Source organism: Mycoplasma sp. 6934 (assembly GCF_055523595.1).
In genome coordinates, this window is record NZ_JBVFVE010000001.1 from 97,211 (window position 1) to 117,865 (window position 20,655).

Below are 20,655 nucleotides of genomic sequence, written 5' to 3' on the forward strand. Positions count from 1 at the left end.
TAACCTAATATTTCTATAATATTTTGGTATTTTATTTAGTATAATTTATATACATTTTATAGTTAGATTCAATAATTTAAAACTAGGAGGAAAAATGGCAAAAATTATAAAAAAAATTATTTTAAGTAGCACAGTTTTGGTAGGTCTTTCACCTGCTTTAATTTCATGTTCAAAGGAGCCAAAACCTGAAATTAATAACCCAAAACCAGGCGAATACAAAGAAAACACGGATTTTACAAATAAATTACAAGTAACTAAAAAAGAGAACCCACAATTTGAGTTGCAATCAACTGAAACTATTTCATTATATAATGTACCAATTTCACCGGTAATTAAGGTTTGAACTGGTGAAATAATTTCAAAAAACTCACTACCATCAGAAGTAAGAATAGTTGACCAAAATAACAATGCTGTATTTAGAAAAGTTAATTGACAACTAGAACAAGAAATAACAGTTTATAATGATATGAAAATTGAAGGTACTGTTTTACATGATGGTAAAAATATGCAAGTCAATGCTATTGTTTTACAACAACGTAAATCTTTAGCAAATGATAGTAATTATGTAATTCGTGAAGATGGTCTAAAAGTCGATCAAGACAAGAGCACTAAAGATGGGGATGCAAATGTAAACAAGGCAAAACAAAATTTACTAAAACTAATTGATCGTTCTGGCCAATTTGGGGCTAGTGGTTCAAGATGAGACAATTGAAAAACATTTGGACAAGAACAAGATAATAACTTAGTTTTTCACTGAGACAAGCTTACTAAACTTTCAAGAGTTGAAATTTCATTTTGAATCGCGGCAAACAAAGAAGGATCTGCAGGAAAATTACCTAAAAATATTTACATATGGCATTCAAATGATGGTGTAAATTGAACAAAAGTTAGAAATCAAGATAGGACATCTGATGTAGATTTTGGACCAATGGAACGAAATAACAATAGTGGTTGGTCAAATGCTGCATTACCTAAAAATATTCATTTTGATGAAGTTGAAACCCAATGGCTTCGTATTACTTGAGATCCTTCTCAAAATGATAAAGGCCAAAACTATATTTTGGGTATCACAAACATTTTCTTTAAAGGCGCTAAATCTGAAGAGTCTCTTATCTTTAATCAGTCTAAAAATATTTATAAACTAAAATATCAAGACAAAGAAGTTGATCAACCAGAAAAAGATACTGTGCTGGAGGTTAATGATTTTTCTGGTGATATAGCAGTTTCTACTAACGGTGCGTCATATGATATTCATTTAGTTAAAGAAGAAACAAATCTAAAAAAATATCTTATTGTTGTTTATAATGATCTAGGAGATTATTCAACTTATAATTTAACACTTGAACAAAAGGGGAAATAATATGAATGTTAAAAAACAACTTAAAAAATCATTTTTATTAAGTCCCGCTTTTGTTATACCATTTACTTTTTCTAATAACACAGAAGTAAACCATAGCGATATACAACAATCTTTTAAACAAAACGAGTTAATTAAATACCTTCCAGTTAAAGAATTTGTTTATAAAACAGAATATTTTACTGTTCTTAATGATATTAATATTGTTTCTAGTGAATTAGATCAAAATCCTTTTTTATTAGACTTTAAAGACTTTTTGGAAAAACAAGGGTTTAATGTTTCGATTTCTAATCGCTTAGATAAACAAGTTACTAATATTGTCTTAAATCTTAGCTCAAATAATGATTTATTTGCAGGCTATGATATAAATAATGAATTCAATGACTTATATAACGACGAATACTTTATTGAAGCGGAGAAAAATCACTTTTTTGTACAAACTAAAGGTCAAAAGGCGACTGCTTATGCCTTGAATGATCTAAAAAGTATTTTTCTTAATTTAGATAACAAATCATTTAAAAATTTTAAACTACATAATTATTTTGATATTACTAACCGTATTGTTTATGATGCTAATAATTTTAGTTTAGAAGATTTAGAAGATAATTTAAAAAATGCTGCAAGTAACAAATTCAATAAATATGTTTATTTAAATCCTGGCGAGACTAATTGACGTGAAGACTATACTAGTACTGAGTTAAATGAAATTAAAACCAAGGTTGAATTAGCAAAAAAATATAATTTAGATTTTATTTATGCGCTTGATATTTTAAGCAACCAACCAATAACGGATGGTGAATATTATGAATTCGATTTTAATATTTTAAAAACTAAAATACAACAACTTACTGATTTAGGTGTTAGTGGTTTTGCCGTTGTTGTTAAAAATACTGCCGGAGTAAACTATACTTTATTAACTCGGATTATTAATGAACTTAGTGAATTTTTAGAACCAATACAAAAAGATTTGTATTACTTTACAAGTATAGCATCAAATAGTATTAATACATCATTTGCAACACTTAAGGATCATGTTACCTTAGTTAATTATGGCGCTACTAAATACGGTGATTTTGATAATGAATTTATTGAGAAATATTATGCAAATAATAATAAAAAAAGCGGGATAGTTTTAAATTGAGCAAGTGGTTATAATGAAGGTTTATTAAATTTAGATGTTCTGAATAATTTAAACATTACAAATAACTCTTTAGCACAATCAAGTTCTTACACAGTAGCACTAGGTAAATCAACTGGATTAAACAAACTATATTTAAACCAGTTTGCAAGTTTATGATACTTAAACAGTGATAATAAAGAGCAATTTAAACTTAATGCAATTAAAAATGCCTTTACTTCTTCTAATGTAGTTCTTATAAATGCTTTTAATAATGTTTCAAAACATATTATTAATACTAAAATAAATAATAGTACAAAATCAGTGGACTGATCCGAAAGTTCTGATGCTGCGAATTTATTTGATGCCTTAAGTTCTAAATATAATGATAAAAGTTTTAGTAATTTAGAAATTAATGACTTTAAATATTATTTCGAAGTACTAAAACAAGATATAGGCTTGCTTTTAAATAACAAGAATTCATTAATTGTAGACCTTAAACCTTGATTAGAAAAACTTTTATTAATTTCACAACTTAATTTAAAAATAGCTGAGATTTTAGAATATTTTAAGGATAATTTAACCTCAAGAACACAATACTCTATAAATGAAGCAATTAATTTATATAAAAAATTAGATACTTTTAAGGTCAATGAGATGCCCATTAATGGAGCGACTAAAACACTCTTACCAAAAACAATTGAATTATTAACAAAAGTATATGGAAAAGCACTTCAAAATATTTCTATGCAAACTACACCTCCTGTTGTTTCTAATAATGGAAGTGGTGGAACTTGATTTACAGATGGTCAATTCACTCAAGCTGACACAGGTAATTTAAGCACAACAGGCGGAAGATGACAAAATATTTTTGACACAGACCCAAATTCTGAATGAGTTATTAAGCCGGGAACAGATCCTAACTTCCCAGTAGATTGATTTTTTGCTGTGAAATATCCATCAAGGAGAAATATTACAACAGTATTAATTGAACAAGCCGTTAACCACCCAAATACAAGATTTACAGACTTTTCTATAGAATATTATGATTATTCAACAAGTTCATGAAAAGCATTTAGTTCACATCATTTAGGCAATGCAGCTCGTTATGTTGTAGGTGGTTGAGCACCTAATACTGATAAAATTAGAGTTCGTAACCATAAAGTTGCTGATCCAAGTTGGAGAATTGGTACTATTTTGGCGGCAGGAGAAAATTCAGTTTTCAATGATTTAGGTTTAACTGCTCATACTGTTAATTTAGATTTATCTACTGAACTTGGGGGTAATAATTTAGAAAATATTGTTGATAATAATAGTTCAACATATGCTCGTTTAACACATAAAGGCGGAGGAAATATACGTGCTAATGATTCATTAGATATATTATTTCCAATTTATAAAGAATATGCAAGATTGAGATTAGTTCAAGAACCTGGTTTATTATTAAAAAACTTTAAAATACAAAAGATTGTAAATGGCGAATATACTGATTTGGGAACTGAATTAAGTTCTGATAATGAGGTGATTAATATAAACATTCCTCAAAGCACTGGAAAGCTTAATGGAATAAGGATTATTGCCACCCAAAATAGTGATAGCGAATGGGGTATAAAATCCGCATATTTATTTGATAAAATTGTTTCCGATGTTAATTACACATATACTTCAAACCAAACAAACCAAGATAATTTTATTGCAGAATTTGAAGCGGGAAAATTTACCTTAAACAACAAAAGTCAAACTACTTCTCGTATAACATTACAACCAAATGAAATAGTGGGCTTAAATTTCAAAAAGTCATTAATAATAACTAAAGTTAATTCAAAAATTAGCAACGAAAACATCAAATATTTCTACTCACATGACGGTTATCGCTGAATTGAAGTTGCAGATATTAATAATTTAGATAACAATTTGCAAGCGAAATATTTTGGATTTAAGAATTCTTCGGGACAACCAACTGAGTTTACCTTTAGCAATTTGGAAGTTGTTACAGAAGATTCGCAATCTATAGGTAAAGTAGATTCATCGACAGTACCAATGAAAAATAAAGCAAACGAAAAGTTTGAGTTTGACAATGATTTTGATAAGGGAAATGTTTTTGTTAATCCTAAAAATGGTCAATATATTATTTATGATCTTGGGAAAGAAATAGATATTGAATCCTTAAGAATTTATGCTTCTAATAAAACAGAGCACTACCCAAGAAATTTATCAATACAATTATCAAATGATAAATTAGAATGGCGCCCAGCTTTTGCAATTAATGACAAAAATTCAACCACAAATACACAGGTTTTAGGTGATACAATATTTGGATTATTTGATGAAAAACACCCTGAGCATAGATATTGAGGTAATGATAAATTAAATATTAAATCAGCTCGATTTATTAGACTAAATATTCTTGCTAATTATCCGACAAACAAGGATTTAGAAATTAGCGAAATTGTGATAAACAATCAAAAATACAACAACGTAAGAACAGAGGGTTATGAATTTACTGGTTCAGAAGTCTTAGATATTGATAAAAATAAGAAAGTTGAAAATTTAACCCAATTATTCACAGATAAAAACGATGTTAAGAAAGTTGTTTTTAGTGTAAATAATGCAAACTTCACAAATAAGAATTTAGTAATTTTCACTAACAATCCAGTTGCCAATACCTTTGTTAAATTAGAAGTAATTAATAAAACAACAGGGCAAATCAGTGAAATAATTCTTGGCGAATTAGTTTTAAATTTAATGAATTTTACATTACCTAATGATGCTGATTTAAGTATTCAGAAAGTTATTTTTACTTGGCAAGGTGAAAATCCACTTGTACAAAGCATTTATTTAACAGATTCGACTAATACTCAAAAATCAACTGATGAATTAAATCAACTGATGGCAAATATCCCTGGTTCATTTGAGAGTTGAAGCGATGAAAACAAAACTCAGTTCAATACATTAAGGGCCAACATTGTCAGTTCACTTAAGTATGAATACCTTAGTCAAGAAACAATTGTGGAATTCAAAAACGAGCTTTCATATTTATTGAACAAATATTCTGCTTCAGCACTTGATACATCTGAGTTGTCTTATCTAACATCACAAGTTTATTCAAATAAGTATTCAATATATACTGAAGATTCTTATAATATTTATTTACATGCTTTAGAAAATGCACGTATTTTATTAGCTAATAAAACAAATCTAAATGAAGTAAATTATAACCAAGCTATCCAAGATATAACTAAGGCTCGCCTTTCTCTAACTCATTCATTTAATACTAAAGCAACATTTTTTACTTTAATTAATAAATATAATGATCTAGATCGAAGAAATTATACAAATGAAACATTAGCTCCACTCGATGAATTAGTTTCAATTAATGCTCATTTAGTTACTGCAAATAACATAGATGATCTGGATTTAGATACACTTTCTTTAGTTAATAGTAATTTATTTGATGCTTTTAATAAACTAAAATATAATGAAGTTATTCAATCATATAAAACTTTAGAAGAACTTATCAAACAAGCCAAAAAACTTGAAGATTCTTACAAGGAAGGCTGAAATGATCCGCTCAAAGAACTAAGAAATCAAATTGAATCTTCCGAAACAGATTTAGTAAATTCAGGGCTCAGCACATCTAACAATGCAAATGTTAAAAATTCAGTGACTTTATTAGAAAAAGCTATTGATGATTTTAAACTACTTGTTTCATCAAAACGTGAAAAATTAAAAAAGCACCTTGACGATCCATATATTAATATGTCTCACTTCTTTATTAAAAGTACAGCTGATGCATATGCAAGTCAATACTCTAAAGCAAAACTTGTTTACGAAAATGAAAAAGCTGGTGAGTTAGAAGTTGAGAATGCTACTGTGGCAATGAATAATGCTCGTTTAAATCTAGAGGTAAGCAAAGATTACTTTAATTATCTTATGAATTCAGTGGAAAATAAAGATGTTAAAAGTGCTTTTGAAGAAAAAATGACCGAAATTTCTAGTAAACCAGAAGTATTGCAATTCTTGCAATTAGTTAGCAATTATATAACACCAAGTTTCTACCGTCCCTTGGAGGCTGGAAAGTCTGCATTTATAAAACAACTAGCTAAGTACAAAAACCAAGACTTAGTAAAAGAATTAAGTTATAATGTTAACCGAACATATACTTATGAATCATTTGAGCAAGCTAAAAATCAAGCACTTGAAAAACTTGATAATAGCGAAAAAACTGCTTTTAATAAAACAACAATAACCCCTATTAACCGAAAAATTACTTTAGGATTTGTATTAGCCATGTTTGCAACATTAGCAACTGGATTCTTTGCTCTATACTGATTTAAAATACGTAAAAAGAAACAATAAAGAAAACTGGAGAGATTGTCTCTCCAGTTTTTAGATTAATAATTATAATAATTCAATTCCTTGTTCTTTAAGTTCATTACGGTAGTTTTCAGGTCAAAAACTAGCTTGAACTTCACCGATATGTTTTTTTTCTAATAAAAACATACTCACACGGCTTTGACCAATACCCCCACCAATAGTTAAAGGTAGTGTATTTTCAATAATTGCTTTGTGATATGGTGAGAGGTTTTTAACTTCTTCTTGTGTTTTATTGCTTTGGCTTACAATAGAATTTTGATCAACTCTAATGCCCATTGATGAAATTTCAATAGCTTTATCATGTACTTTAGAATAAACAAGTAAATCACCATTTAGGTTTCAATCATCATAGTCAAAAGCTCTAAGAGAATGAATTAAACCTGATTTAAGTTTATGACCAATTTTAGATATAAAAACAGCACCTTTTTCACGAACAATAGCATCTTCTCTTTCTTCCAAGGTCATTGCAGGACATAAGTCTTCTAATTCCTGTGAACTAATGAAAAAAACTTCTTTTGGTAAATTATTTTCAAGAACCGAAAATTCTTTAACTAAGTTTTCCTTTGTCTGGTATAAGGCAGAATAGATTTTTTTTACTAGATTATGCAAGAACTCAGTATTGCGATCACTTTTATTTATAATAACTTCTCAATCCCATTGATCAACATAATATGAATGAGTAAAATCAAGGTCTTCTTCCCGGCGCACCGCATTCATATCAGTATATATACCTTCTCCTGGTAAATAATTATATTGTTTTAAAGCATGTCTTTTTCATTTAGCGAGTGAATGAACAATTTCTAAATGAATATTAGGTTGCTCCTTAGGCGAGAAAGATACAGGAGCTTCACCGTTTAAACCATCATTTAATCCCGATTCTTTTAATAAGAATAGTGGAGCAGTTGCCCGTGTCAAATTCAACTTCTCCTGGATCAAAGCTTGGAAATTCTTTTTCAAGGATTGAATTGCTTTTTGTGTTTCTTTAATGTTTAATTTTGATTTATACATGGAGATATTATAGCAAATAATATACTACACTAATTAAAAATAGTTATGTTTATAACATAACTATTTAAGTGTTTTATTAACCATTTGCATGAAATCTTGGTTTGAGGAATCTTCCATTGTTTGAAAAACTTTAAGTAATTCCTTAGTTTGTGAACGTGATAATTCAGGTTGCACTACTTTTAAGATTAATTTAAGGTCTCCCACACGGTATTTGCTTTGTACACCCTTACCACTAACTTTAATAACTTGTCCTGATTCATATGATTTTTTAAGAGAAATGGTTACTTCGCCATATGGAGTTGGCACTTTAACATTATTTTCAAGCATGATATCAATAATTGAAACTGGAAATTCTAAATATAGATCATTGCCACGACGTTCAAAATATTTATGTTTATCAACGGAAATATAAATATATAAATCTCCAGCAGGGCCTCCGTTAGTTCCTGCTTCACCGTATCCTTGGAGTTTTAAAACAGCCCCATCTTCAGTTCCTGGAGCAATTGGAATTTTAACATTTTTATTAGTTTTTATGTATTTATTACCTTTGCAGTTACTACATTTTTTAGTAATTGTTTTACCTTCTCCTTGGCAAGTATTACATACAATTTGTTGTGTAGTAATTCCGAAAAATCCACGACTTTGTTTTGTTGTATAACCAGCTCCTTTACATGTTTGACATGTATGAATGTCGTTTTTTGATTCAGCGCCTGATCCATTGCAATGTAAACAAAGGCTATATTTAGGAATATTTTTTTGAATTTCAATTCCATTTATTGCTTCCATAAATGATATTTTTTGAACACTTTTAATATCTGCACCTCGTTCAGCATAGCTGGTACGTCTAGATGATGAGCCAGTAAAGCCACTAAAGATATTTTCAAATATATCACTAAAACCACCAAAGCCTGAAGCATTAAAGCCTTGGGCTCCAGCTCCATTATAACCGTTGGCAGCTTCATGTCCGTAATTATCATATAAATTACGTTTTTCGCTGTTTGATAATACTTCATATGCTTCATTAAGCTCTTGCATTTTTTTATCACTTGTTCCATCTTTTAATTTATCAGGGTGGTATTTCTTAGCAAGTGAACGGTAGGATGTTTTTATTTCTTGGTCTGTTGCATTTTTATTGAGTCCTAAAACTTCATAATAATCTCTTTTATTATTCATGATATCTATTTTAGCACAAAACATATTTTATTGCTAATAAAAAATAAAAAAGAATATAAGAAAAATATTCGGATTGCTCCGAATATTTTGATTTACAAAATAACATGATTTTTCCTAGAATCAACCCCAAAAATTAGGCATTTTAACTTCTTGAGTTTTTCCGTCATATGTTACTTTTATAATAGCCTTAGTTGGATCAAATAAACTGCTAAATTCAACATAAAATCCAAATTTATTACCATTTATTAACTTTGAACCATTTTTAACATAAGCATTAAATTTAACTTGATTTTTTGAACCATTAACAGGTACTAACTTATTGCCTTGTATAGTGTATTTCATAGTTGTTTTAGGAGTATCAGGGTGTGATAATTCAATTGTTACTTCTTTACCATTAAGAACATTATTTGTAAAAGACCGTCCTGTTCCATTTGAATTTAAGATATTACTATCAAAAGAAACATATTTATTTCAAGTTCCTCTTCTTCAAATTTCGTTTTGTTGTCATTTTGTTAATTGTACATCATTAGACTGTCTATCTTTGCCCGCGACTCTGAAGTATGATCCATTTTTATAACCATTAAATGACATAACGATACGAGATTTAGATGGATCCCACCTTGTTCCTAAACGCAATTGAAATGTTATATATCCTAATTCATCATCAGCTTTATAGGTATTTGCAACAATGCTAAGATCTGCCCTATTAGAACCTAGGTTAGAAATGACTTCAGCTTTATTAGCATCTACTACATATGAAACATTTCCGGTGCTTTGACCTTCTTGTTGAATTGTCATATTTAAGTACATTTTCATATTACCATTTTTTCCAAATTTATGATTATTTGGAATTACTACTTGGTAAATTGGAACTAATCATAGTTCATTATCATATGGATATACTTCAGTATATTCATTGGTTGCATAAATATGCAAATATGGCTTTCCAGTGGATGGATTAACATTAACTTTATATGAAGCATTTCTAGTATTTACTTTTTTCTCATCTAATGGGATAAAAGCAAAATCTTTTACGACAGATTCAAAAGGTTTTTTAACTTCTGGTTTATAAGTTTCTACACTTGCTGCTAATTTTAATAATTCTTCGTGGCTCATTTTGTCTAAAGCAGTTTGTTTTACAACATGGCGGCTTGTTGGTTTAATGGTAATTTCTCTACCACCAAGACCAATTTCGAATTTAAAGTTTGCTGCTGTTCAAGCATAATCGCCCGCAAATTTAACATCTAGTGAATATGTCTTTGTAGTTTCATTAAATTTTCCATTTTCAAGCCTAGCTCCAGTTGCTTTAAAACTAGTTGTAACTTCTTCAACTTTATTTGTGTATCCTAAATACATTACATTATCTCCACCACTTATATTAGGGTGCTCTAATGTAAAACTAATAAATGAATACATTGATTTAAGGTCATTTATTTCATTATCTTTTAATGCAAAACTAACATTTACTACATGGTATTTTTTACCATTTTCTGTAACAGTTCTATCAAAATATGCAGTATCATTACTTTGATTTGTATTAGTACTTAATCCAATAATAGGCAGTGCTACTAATGAAGTAGATAACAAAGCAAAAGCCTTTTTAAAACTTTTTTTCATAATTTCAGCTCCTTTTGGTAAAGTTAATTTGAAGCTTTACCAAAGTAATTATACTAAATATACAATTAAAATCCATTGCCTTGTAACTTTCTAAATAAGAAAACATATTACTCGCTGTTTGGGTTAGAATATAAACAGTGAGTAATATGTTTTTTGTTTGTTAAATTTAATTCAATTATATTTATTTAAATAGTTTTATATTTTGAATTTTACCAAAAAAATATAAAAAACAGCGGCTTCCTATTTTCACCTTTAGGCTATCGTCGGCGTAAAGAGGCTTAACTACTGAGTTCGGAATGGTATCAGGTGATCCCTCTTGCTTTAACCACTGATAATAGTATAACACAAAAAAATAAAAGTCAAAATATTTTTTTTATTTTTTTGTGTTTGTGTTTTTTGGAAAAGTCACTTGCGAGATGTTAACAAAATAATTGTCTTTTAATTTTAACAGTTTTTTGTAGTTTCTCATAAACTCATTTCAAAAAAATTATACTATAATATTAGTATACAAAATATTTATAAAGGGGAAATATGACTAAAATTAATCTTAATACTTTTGTAGATGATATTGTTGCTGTAACACACGTGGTAAGAAATGCAGATAAATAAGAAATTATTGGCTAGTTTAATAACTGTTTTTAGTCCTTTCGTAATTGTTTCGTGTTCCCCTCATTATATAAATTTTGAACCTTTAAAAGATGATACTTCCAAAAAACAACAACAAGATAAAAAACAAGAACTTACAAAACTTAATGAAAGTGATAACCATATTACTACTAGTAATACAAAACGAAAGATACCTCAACGTAAAAGTGCCGGAGAATTACTTAATTTAATACTTCCTCATTATCAGAAATTTACAACCATAAAAACATTTATACCTGATGAATGATTAAAACCTAATAATGGGTATGTTAAATATAAAAGAGTGCAAAAAAATTCAGATGGGTCGGCAGTTCCATTTAATGAATTTTTCTTTTCAGATGACTTGCCGACTATTGATGGTCATTTTATAAAAATATCTAATATAAGCGAATTTAATGAAATAATTATTAATAGATTTAAAGAATTGCATAATTTTGATGATTTTAATCAAGACTCTCAAATAACAAAGTTATTTGAGAAATTATATTTAAATAAACAAGATCTAAATGAAGTTTTGAAAACCAGTGATATTTTTATTACAAAATATAATGAATATAAAACTCATGACTGAAGTGGCATTTACATAATTCCATTTTATGAGAATAATAAAGTAACTTTAAATATAATAGATAGCTTGCAACATGACTATCCTGCCTGAATATTAGATTCACATGCATGAGAAGTATTTATAATTCCTAAAAATGTTGAGCTTGTATTAAAAAAATATTTCCAAAGTGATGTAGGGGGTAAAGCTGAAGAAAATTTTAGGGTTGTGCTAAATGATTGATACAGTAATGAATTTATCAAGCATTATCCAGAGGCGCAAATAAACAAGTAAAAAGTAATATGCAAAAATGCACATTACTTTTTTCATATCTTTATTTTATTCAATTATATTTCATTTGATGGTTTTTGTTGTTTCATTGTATGAGCAATCTTTTAATATCTAAACTATCTTATGGCGATCACCTTGGGTAGGCATGAATGGACTGTATATAATTATTTAATAAAATTAGGTCTTGTGTTTAAAAATAATTTTATTTAATAAATCATTAAAATTTTTAAGTATTAATTCTTCATTTTGGAACAAGTGATTTTAAGTCCTAATACGCCTAAACAAGTTTATAGAATCTTTGTTTTTTTTAAAAATATATGTAGTGTTTTTAACATTCTTAGATAAATATATTAAAGGAACAGATTCATTATTTTTATTTAGTTTAATATGCTTATTACTATATTTATATGGTTCATAATAATTATATTTGCTTTGGTTATTTAATAATCTTTCTAGATCTTTTGCGAATAAGGGTAGGTAAACCTATTTCTTATTCAAAGCTTTTTAGTTTCAGTTCATTAGGACATACCCCCATTTTATTATCTTTTGTAATTAATTATATTCCACTTTATATCATGTATATAAGGGTATAAGGATTATTAATGACGTAGATCCTAAAAACATTTGTGGGACTTTATTAATTTTCTCATTTTTGAAGCCATAGTTTAATTTTATTCCTTTGTATAAACTTGATTCTTCAACATTTTATTTATAGAGTTGAAGAATATTAATTTATTAATAAATTGTAGATATGCAAATATATCATAGTTTAGGTTTGTCGTAATGTTTCTCAAAGACACTTATATAAAACACATTATATAAAACTAAAAAAAATAGCAACAACAATTAGTTTGTTGCTATTTTGCTTCTTTAAAACTTAATAACCTATCCCTATAATATTCATATTGTTTTTGTCTTAAAGCTATTTCAGCTGGTAAGCCCTTAGTTAAATCGTTTGTTAAGTCAGAGAAATTATCTAGGATTTCAACTATTTTGTTTTGAATTTGAAGTGGAGGGATAGGAATAATAAGATTATTGACAACTTCCATCGATAAGGATGGAATAGTTGTTCCATATTTTGCTTCCATTAACTTATCTTGATTATTCTTAATTACATAATATAAATATTTATAATTAAGAATATCACTACATTCTTGGATTACGTATAAATGTGCACCTGCTCAAAACTTTGAGTTTTGTCATTGGACAAACCCAGCTGATCCACCTTGAGCTATAGTGATTTTATTTTCATTAAAATTATATTCATGTCAATAACCAGTAGGATTTACACCGCCATTAATAACTGGATATCCACTTGTAACTAATTTGTCCTTGTTAAGTTGTTTACCTTTAACACACTTAGCCACATCACTAAGTTTTTGGTATTTGACCCCATACCCAAAACTAACGAGTTCAAAACCAAAGACATATTCAAATAATTTGGTTAATCCCGGATTATCTTCTCTCTCTCTCTCTCTCTCAATATCATTAATATTAAATGATAATAAGAGATCTCTATAATATTCATATTGTTTTTGTCTTAAAGATATTTCAGAAGGTAAGCCAATTTTGAGATCATGACAAATTTTCTCAAAGTTGTCTATGACTTCTGCAATGCGGTTTTGGACTGGAAGGGGTGGCAGGGGAATTTGAATACCAGCCATAACATTTGTCATGAGCTTTGCATTTGCATTCACTCCTTTTCTAACGTATTTCTTTGTAATTATTTGAAGTACATAAGCTATAAACTTTAGGTTATTGTTATGAGATAGTGGAGTTAGTAAGCCACAAATATTTGTGATACTAAATTTACCAGTGCGATAAAATACTGTTCCAGCATAACCGTCTGTGGTCCAGGTAATATACTCTCCATCGTATTGATAAGTATTTATCTTACCAAGTTCACCGTTATTTTCAGTTTTTGATGAATATACTGGATACTCTCCTGGGTTATCTCTAATATAATTCTTAGAGATAATGATTCCTCTACTTAATTTAAATAATTGATCAATTCTTTTGTACTCAACCTTAACTTTTGAATCATCAAAAGTTAATAATTTATCTCTGTAATATTCATATTGTTGCTTACGGTACTTAAGTTCTGTTGTAAGTTCTGTTGTAAGTTCTGTTGTAAGTTCTGTAAAATTATCAAGAATTTTAACAATTTCATCCTGGATTGCTCGGGGAGGGATAGGAATAATAAGATTATTGACAACTTCCATCGATAAGGATGGAATAGTTGTTCCATATTTTGCTTCCATTAACTTATCTTGATTATTCTTAATTACATAATATAAATATTTATAATTAAGAATATCACTACATTCTTGGATTACGTATAAATGTGCACCTGCTCAAAACTTTGAGTTTTGTCATTGGACAAACCCAGCTGATCCACCTTGAGCTATAGTGATTTTATTTTCATTAAAATTATATTCATGTCAATAACCAGTAGGATTTACACCGCCATTAATAACTGGATATCCACTTGTAACTAATTTGTCCTTGTTAAGTTGTTTACCTTTAACACACTTAGCCACATCGCTAAGTTTTTTATACTCAACACTACCTGGACACAATTCTTTAATTAATTTTTCAATTTTGTTCATAATGCTCCCTTTAATATATAATAAATTAATTTTAACATAAATTAAATCGCGATATATGGTTAACTATAATATTTAGCACCCAAAATAAGATTTATATAATTTTTGGTATTAAATATACAATATGTTTTATAATAATTTATATATAAAATTTTGGAGGAATAATAAAATGTCAAAAAAGAAAAAAAACTCATGATTTAAAAATAATAAAAAATCAATGTGGATTATAAATGGTTCAACAGCGATAGTCGGAGCAATCGGAGTTGCTGGATATTTTTTATACAACGAATTTATCAATAAAGATAATAAAAAACCTGAACAACCACAAAAACCACCAAGTGGTTCACAGGAAAACCCAGGATCAGGATCAAGCAATTCAAACTCTACTACAAATGTAAATACACTAAATGATGAATTAAAATTAACTTCCTGAAATATAGCTAATTTTGGGAAATCATCAAATAAATTAGGATTTAGAGTTCAAGCAGTTGCAGAGTTAATTGCAAAAGAAAAAGTGGATTTTCTATCAGTACAAGAAGTTGGTTATGAAGATTGAGTTGCAGTTGAAAGAGTTATTGAAGTTCTAAAGGAAAAATACAATAAAACCTTATCTTTAGCTAAAAGTCCATTAGGCCTTTATTCAACTGAAAGGCCTAATTCAAAAGAATCTTATGCTATTTTATATAATCCAGATTTATATGAACCTTTAGACACTAAAGGTCATAATGCATTTTATGGTAAGGATGTTAAGTATACTAGGCCATTATGATATTCGTATTGGAAGATAAAAAATATAGATACAAGGTTTTGAATTATTAATGGTCATTTAGATGCTCCAGGTAAATCTACTGCTAAAGGAGTTGAAGAAGAACTATCGCCGACAATTAAAGGAGTTAAATGATCAGGACAAGGTTCGCAAGAAGTAAATGAATTTTTAGACATTCATAATGCCTTTGAAAGTCTAAAAAACTTTTACCCAAGTAAACAATTAGAAGATCTAGTTATCTTTAATGGTGATACTAATATTAAAAAAGAAAATACTGTAAATAGTAATAATTATTACGTTAATTTAGGCTATAAAACTGGTTATAGTGATAATTCTCGCCCATTTGAATGACAAAATAGTTCAATGACTGAAAAGGCATACGCTAACCCATATGATAAGTTTATTGCATATGATCCTAAGAATGAATTTAAACAAGCTAGTGAACAAGATTTTAAATTTGACTTACTTAAAGCTTTCCAGAATCATTTAGATCGACAAAAATATCTTGAACTTTATAAAACAGACAAGAATTTAAGCACCACCCAAGGTATAACAGACGGGCAAATGTCATTCAGGATTTCTGACCATACTTTTGTACATAGTTATATTAAATTGAATAAATCTAAACAGGGTTAATAATTTATAAAAAAACTCGAAACGATTAATATCGGACAGAAAAGTTAATATGAAAATGTTAGCTTTCTGTCCGTTTTTAAATCACCAAAATGTTGTTTTAAATAATTTGTTTCATTAATTTCAAAATCTTTTTAGTTTCTCATTTAAAGCCCCTTTGTCGCAGTATTTTTACTTCTAATTTCTTAATTATGTTTATAACATTTTACACTACTCTATCCATTACCATTATCTGCAATCTTAAACTATATTATAAATATATAAATAGCGGTATTTTATATATTAAAGTATATAATTTAATAAGTAAAATATGGAGGAAGTTTGGACACACCAATTTTAAAAATTAAAGGCCCATACGAACGAGATAGCAGTGATAAAAGTAATAGTTTCTTTGAATTAGTATTTAATGAATATTCAGATACAATCATTATCAGCGTAACAACTGTAATAATTATATTAGTAATTAGTCTTATTTTAATTAAATATTATTCTATTAAAAAAAGTAAATTACCATTTGCACATATTTTTAATATTTTGAACAAAAACACTATGCAATTTTTTGTTCAAAAAAGAATTAAACTTAATGAAAACTATTTTGATAATCTTGAGTTAGTACTAATTAAGTATAATAAATTTATTAATGAAGTTTATTTAGAGAAAAAAGAAAAAGTTGCTTTTGTAAGTGTTTTAATTATATTATGTATAGTAATTTTAACTGGTTTTAGTGCACTTTTTTTCACAGAAATATCTACTCAGTTTTATATAGTAAGGTTAATTTCAATATTTACCATTGTTGGGATTTTAATAATAAATGCTTTTATTCAACTTAAAATGAGTGATAATAAGTTTTTTATTGAATCTAATTATTATAAGGAACTGATAACCTTGTGGAAAGAAGTTAATGATAGATTGCCTGGAGATAGAGAATTTGGCTTAATTTATAACCATTGCACAAATGACTTTAAAGACAAAAATATAAAGCTAGTAATGAACCAAGGCAACAAGAAATTAAAACTAAGGTTTAATACTAATTATCAATCCTGTGATAAAAGCATCTTCAAAACAAAGGAAGATTGAAATTACTTTTTAAATATTCTTCCTTGGAATTTAATTAATGATAGAAAGGAATGAAATTATGAAATTTAAAAAAGCTTTTATTTCTAATTTAGATGTAGTTCAATTAGCTAATGTAGCATCTATTTCTCATTCTAATATTATGCCAAATAAAGAGCATTTTAATGATTTAGATCTAAATCAAGATCCAAAACAAATAAAGATATTTAAAGATATCATGAGAATAATTTTTGAAACTACACAAAGTCAAAATAATGTAAAAAATCTATTATCAACAAAAATTAATGAAAAAACAAATAATTTAAAATTAAACTTTATAACTAAAGTTATTGATAATATTGCTGCAAAAAACCCTGATTTAAATTTGAAATCTTTTTTTAGCGATATTGATTTACTTAATAAATATAATTCAAAACTTGTAAAATATACTAAAAGTAGTATTATAAAGAATGCTATCAAGAAACCTAAAGAAAATAAAACTCCAAAACAACTTTTAACTTCTTATAATACATATATAAATGAAGACCCAGGCACTTCAAAAGTTCTTAATCAATTATTTGAACAATTTCAAAAAACAAATCAAGAATCAAGTAAATTATATGACGAACTTTTAGAAGCTGAAGAAATTGCAAGCAAATACCAAATTGCAATAGTATCTTTAAATGCAGCATCTGTGCTTTTTGATATTATCGGGTTTGTCCATAAAGGAATAGGTTTATTATCCATTCCAACAGGAATAATATCTAATATACTTAGCCATATAAAAGATGGGTTTAATACAAAAATTGAATTACTCAGAAAGTCTTTAAATTTAGCTGTGCATTTATATCAAACCAACCCAAATGGAAGTAATATTGACAAAATTAAAATAATTATAGATTTGATAAATACTTTTATACCGGAAATTAAGACAAACTCAATGTTTTGAAATAAAGCACTTGCCTCTGTAAGCAAAAAATGAAGTATATTTGGTTTTTTCTATGATTTACATAGTCTAATTGAATCAGGGGTTCAATTAGATAAAGAACTAAAATCCTTAGAACGAACTAGGGAATTAGTTACAAATCTTAAAAACATTTATGAACAAAACAAAAACAGATGAACTGAGTTTCAAAAACTAAATAAGATAGTTGTTATTTCTGAAACTAGGCAGACTGGTTCATATAGTAATGGTGGTACTGGTGGCACCAACATATTCTTTAAACGTTTAATTGATGGTAAAATCTTTAGCAGGAAAGAAATGTTAGAAATGAGCAAGTTTGAACTTGCTAGTTATAATCTCATTAAAGTTAAAAGAACAGTAACAAAAAATAATAAAACATATACATACGAATATCTTAGATCTAAAAATAGTAATAAAACACTCGAAGATAATTTAGGGTAAAATTAAACATGGACAGCAAAATTTAACATTTTAGTAACTTATAATGCCATTGCAAATTGCTTTGGCGTTTTTCAGTTTAAGTTTGATTGAATTCGATCGTTATTATACCAAACTACATATTCTTGTATCATATCATTGAGTTCATTGAATGTTATTTTTGAATAATCTAAATCATTTAATAATTCAGTTTTGATGATTCCAAACCAATATTCAATTTCTCTATTATCAAGCGAATTACCCACTCTTGATAAGGAAATAATTCCACCCATATTTTGAACTTTTTTAATATATTGATGATGTGTATATTGAAAGCCATGATCTGAGTGAATGATAAAATTTTTGGGGTTGTATTGTTTTAATGAATTTAAATTGTCTAAAACGAGTTCTAGGTTATTACTTCTTGATAATTTAAAGCCAACAATTTGTTTAGTTTTATGAGACAAAATTGCAGACAAATAAACGTGTGATTCTAACACGTCTTTTGGTGCTTTTATATATGAAACATCAGTTGCATAAATATTTCGATTGTTTTGATCGTTATAATCACGATTTACGAAGTTATCAATTTGTGAAGATACATTTTTAATTTCTTTTCGTTTTGATTTTTGTCTAAGCTTACATTTTAGGCCTAAAAGGTTCATATATCTCCCTAAAGAACGTTCGTTTATATCTATTTTGTATTTTTGAGATATGTAAACACTTAACTTTAGCCTTCCATATCTTGACTTTGTTTCTATGAACGATTTTTCAATTACATCGCTATATTTAGGGATTTTTTGTGAAATTTTAATCTTATGAGTTTTAGAAATTGTTTGTCTAGAAATGCCAAAAACTTCTGCAAGCTTAACATAACTTATACTAAAACTTTTAGATTCAATAACTTTCTTACTTTTTGGTAATTCGTTGGTAATTTCATAATATCTTTTAGCTATTTGTAACAAATCATCACGATCAAAAATATCTCAATTTGGTTCTCTTTTCGTCTTAGGTTTGCCGCTTCCTTTTTTGCGATTTTCGCCTTTCTTTGTCTGCAATAAGTCTTCCATACCTAAATTATAATACTTAATTATTTTATTAATTCTAACTTTTACACTATTTCTTTGTAAGTTTTTTGTTTCTGGTGATATTTGGTAAATAGCCCGAAAAGCACCTGGGAAACCTGACTTTTGATATTCTTCATATATTTTTGCAAATTCTTCTTTCTTTAAATGTCTTGACATAATTTTCCTTTCAAAAAATTTTTTCGTTGGTACCAACGAATGGTAACAGAAAAGCTAACATTTACATGTTAACTTTTCTGTCCGGCTTTAAATAATGATTTTTAATTTAATTTATATTACATCTGGATTATTATTTAGTATTTGAATTATACTAATGGTATTTACTTATCTTTATGAAAAAATAAAAACTAAAAACTTTATTTTTAGTGCATATTTATACTATGTTCAAAAATCTAAAATTAATTTCTTTTTAGAATGGCACTCACTAAAAGTTCACGATTGATACTTTGATTCCTTGGAAAGAATTTGCAAATCTTATAATTTTGAATATAAGAAAATTATAAGATCAACATTATATTTAAAAATATGTTGTCTTATTTTAGGTGCTATTCTCTTAATTATAGCTAGAACCTTTATTAAAGCGTCAGTTTTAGATCAAAGACCACAAAAAACTATTTTTCTTATATTATGCATTTCAGCAGTAGTATTTGTTAAATTTTTTTATGTTCTTAAAACTATTATACAAAAGAGTAAATATGATACTATTGCTGATTTAAACATTGATAAAATTAATCAACGAAGAGAATCAAATAGCAAACTTGATAACCAGTATTTAATTACTATCAACCAAACTCAACAACTTTACCACAGTTTAAATATTAAATGAAATAAAAAAACCTTGATACTTTTTTAAAGTTAATTTTAATTATTCAAATATAGGTCAAGATTTTTTTTCAACTAAAGAAGAATTTATATATTTTATGATGCTCTTGCCTTATGATTTTATAAAAGTCAATTTCAAAAATATTAATTTTAAAGAGTTAATAAATATTTAATAATTTA

Annotated in this window: 12 protein-coding genes and 1 rRNA gene; 7 read left to right on the plus strand and 6 right to left on the minus strand. The window is 27.5% G+C overall.

What is annotated here, in order from left to right; genetic code table 4:
• The first annotated feature begins 94 nt into the window (after window positions 1-94).
• Together AC0B4S_RS00395 and AC0B4S_RS00400 are read left to right on the plus strand one after the other, a co-directional pair.
• The gene (locus AC0B4S_RS00395; protein ID WP_465101165.1) at window positions 95-1,360 is read left to right on the plus strand and encodes a fibronectin type III domain-containing protein; all 1,266 of its coding nucleotides are present in this window, start codon (window positions 95-97) and stop codon (window positions 1,358-1,360) included.
• A gap of 1 nt (window position 1,361) precedes the next feature.
• Window positions 1,362-6,833, plus strand: coding sequence for a beta-N-acetylglucosaminidase domain-containing protein (locus AC0B4S_RS00400; RefSeq protein ID WP_465101166.1), 5,472 nt, complete (start codon window positions 1,362-1,364; stop codon window positions 6,831-6,833).
• 42 nt (window positions 6,834-6,875) lie between these two features.
• Here AC0B4S_RS00400 and asnA read toward each other — a convergent pair whose 3' ends face one another.
• The 4 genes from asnA to rrf form a co-directional block, all read right to left on the minus strand.
• Complete coding sequence (gene asnA / locus AC0B4S_RS00405) at window positions 6,876-7,859, minus strand: aspartate--ammonia ligase (RefSeq protein WP_465101167.1); 984 nt, start codon at window positions 7,857-7,859, stop codon at window positions 6,876-6,878.
• 60 nt (window positions 7,860-7,919) lie between these two features.
• Window positions 7,920-9,032, minus strand: coding sequence for a J domain-containing protein (locus AC0B4S_RS00410; RefSeq protein ID WP_465101168.1), 1,113 nt, complete (start codon window positions 9,030-9,032; stop codon window positions 7,920-7,922).
• Between the two features lie 114 nt (window positions 9,033-9,146).
• Window positions 9,147-10,649 carry a hypothetical protein gene (locus tag AC0B4S_RS00415; RefSeq protein WP_465101169.1) on the minus strand — a complete coding sequence of 501 codons (1,503 nt, stop codon included), beginning with the start codon at window positions 10,647-10,649 and terminating at the stop codon, window positions 9,147-9,149.
• A 227-nt stretch (window positions 10,650-10,876) separates the two neighbouring features.
• A 5S ribosomal RNA gene (rrf, locus tag AC0B4S_RS00420) occupies window positions 10,877-10,982 on the minus strand.
• Between the two features lie 262 nt (window positions 10,983-11,244).
• Here rrf and AC0B4S_RS00425 point away from each other — a divergent pair.
• Window positions 11,245-12,132 carry a hypothetical protein gene (locus AC0B4S_RS00425; protein WP_465101170.1) on the plus strand — a complete coding sequence of 296 codons (888 nt, stop codon included), beginning with the start codon at window positions 11,245-11,247 and terminating at the stop codon, window positions 12,130-12,132.
• Between the two features lie 854 nt (window positions 12,133-12,986).
• Here the strand turns inward: AC0B4S_RS00425 and AC0B4S_RS00430 are convergent.
• Window positions 12,987-14,738: a restriction endonuclease subunit S gene (locus AC0B4S_RS00430; RefSeq protein WP_465101171.1), complete on the minus strand. Its 1,752-nt coding sequence runs from the start codon at window positions 14,736-14,738 to the stop codon at window positions 12,987-12,989.
• A gap of 166 nt (window positions 14,739-14,904) precedes the next feature.
• Between AC0B4S_RS00430 and AC0B4S_RS00435 the strand changes: the two genes are divergently transcribed.
• The 3 genes from AC0B4S_RS00435 to AC0B4S_RS00445 all read left to right on the plus strand — a co-directional run bounded on the left by AC0B4S_RS00435 (window position 14,905) and on the right by AC0B4S_RS00445 (window position 18,592).
• Window positions 14,905-16,137, plus strand: coding sequence for an MnuA family membrane nuclease (locus AC0B4S_RS00435; protein WP_465101172.1), 1,233 nt, complete (start codon window positions 14,905-14,907; stop codon window positions 16,135-16,137).
• Between the two features lie 318 nt (window positions 16,138-16,455).
• Window positions 16,456-17,280, plus strand: a complete 825-nt coding sequence (locus AC0B4S_RS00440) for a hypothetical protein (RefSeq protein WP_465101173.1) — start codon at window positions 16,456-16,458, stop codon at window positions 17,278-17,280.
• Window positions 17,270-18,592 (plus strand): hypothetical protein, encoded by a 1,323-nt coding sequence (locus tag AC0B4S_RS00445; protein WP_465101174.1) that lies wholly within the window; start codon window positions 17,270-17,272, stop codon window positions 18,590-18,592. Before AC0B4S_RS00440 ends, AC0B4S_RS00445 begins: the two co-directional genes overlap by 11 nt.
• Window positions 18,593-18,630: 38 nt before the next feature.
• Here the strand turns inward: AC0B4S_RS00445 and AC0B4S_RS00450 are convergent, their stop codons facing one another.
• Window positions 18,631-19,812 carry an IS3 family transposase gene (locus AC0B4S_RS00450; RefSeq protein WP_465101175.1) on the minus strand — a complete coding sequence of 394 codons (1,182 nt, stop codon included), beginning with the start codon at window positions 19,810-19,812 and terminating at the stop codon, window positions 18,631-18,633.
• A 94-nt stretch (window positions 19,813-19,906) separates the two neighbouring features.
• On the opposite strand from AC0B4S_RS00450, the gene AC0B4S_RS00455 reads away from it, so the two are divergent.
• Window positions 19,907-20,506, plus strand: coding sequence for a hypothetical protein (locus tag AC0B4S_RS00455; protein WP_465101176.1), 600 nt, complete (start codon window positions 19,907-19,909; stop codon window positions 20,504-20,506).
• Window positions 20,507-20,655 lie beyond the last annotated feature (149 nt).